Below are 1,086 nucleotides of genomic sequence, written 5' to 3' on the forward strand. Positions count from 1 at the left end.
TGTGGAAGAACTGTGAGCGCTTACTCAACACCAGCTTGCAGTTTATTCACCTGGCCTTCCTGGCCCTTCTACTCAAAAGACTTTGAACAGGTTCTTACACCCAAAGAATGGAAACTGCAGGGGAAAGTGGGTACGGGCATTTTGGGGCTGGCTGATGTGGGCATAGAAATAACGTTTGGCCCATAAACAGTGAGATTCTGGCCCCCTGGAAACCTTGAATCTATGGCCAAGGGAGCGCCTCTGCATGAATCCCACAGGGTCGCGCACGTGAGTCATTGTATCTATCAGAAGTGTTTTCGCCGAAGGAGTAAATCACCACTCTTTCATTCTTAACCTGGCAGTTCTAAATGGAGGGCATCATGAGACGCATATATTTTTTGGTTCCGGAAATAGCTACCACCAAGAAAATTGTTGATGATTTGCTTCTGGCAAGAATTGAAGAGAGGCATATTCATGTGATTGCGAAGCGCGGTACACCACTTGAAGATTTACCGGAAGCCAACCTGTTACAGAAAACTGATTTTATCCCTGCCGTTCAGCAAGGCGTTGCGCTAGGGGGTGCGACAGGATTACTTGCCGGGTTGGTTGCTGTCGCACTCCCGCCTGCATCGACGGTCATTGCTGGTGGTATTTTGTTGGCAACTACACTGGCTGGCGCAAGTATTGGATCGTGGGCAGGTGGCATGATCGGCATGACGCTTGGTAATCGGCGCATTAAAGAATTTGAGGATAAGATTGAAGCGGGAAAATTGCTGGTGTTGGCTGATGTGCCTAAAGATCGGGTCGATGAAATTGAAGATCGAATAAGACTGCATTTACCTCAGGTCGAAATTATGCAAACAGAGCCCAGAATCCCTGCATTTCCTTAGATGTTTAGTCCCACGGTGTGCCGGTGTAACATATAACCAGCTACGGAGGGATGATTTATGGGACAGATATTACACGGAAGCGCCCGCACGACAGTGGCGGTGCGTCGAGCGATACAAAATAGTCAAGAGAGTCTGAATGTTCTGGCCAAGCGGCATGGGATTAATCCAAAAACGGTAGCGAAGTGGCGGAAGCGGGAATTCACCCACGATGCACCGA

The 1,086-nt window shown here is 48.8% G+C and carries 1 protein-coding gene and 2 pseudogenes; all 3 read left to right on the top strand.

The genetic code is table 11. From position 1 onward, the window contains the following. A pseudogene (locus C8R14_RS13310) lies at positions 1-86 on the top strand (IS5/IS1182 family transposase); the annotation flags it as partial. Positions 87-359: 273 nt separating this feature from the next. Then, positions 360-869, top strand: coding sequence for a hypothetical protein (locus C8R14_RS13315; RefSeq protein WP_011634882.1), 510 nt, complete (start codon positions 360-362; stop codon positions 867-869). A 57-nt stretch (positions 870-926) separates the two neighbouring features. Beyond that, positions 927-1,086: pseudogene (locus C8R14_RS13320) on the top strand (IS481 family transposase); the annotation flags it as partial.

Origin of the sequence: Nitrosomonas eutropha (assembly GCF_003201195.1) — a bacterium.
In the GTDB taxonomy this organism is placed as follows: domain Bacteria; phylum Pseudomonadota; class Gammaproteobacteria; order Burkholderiales; family Nitrosomonadaceae; genus Nitrosomonas; species Nitrosomonas eutropha.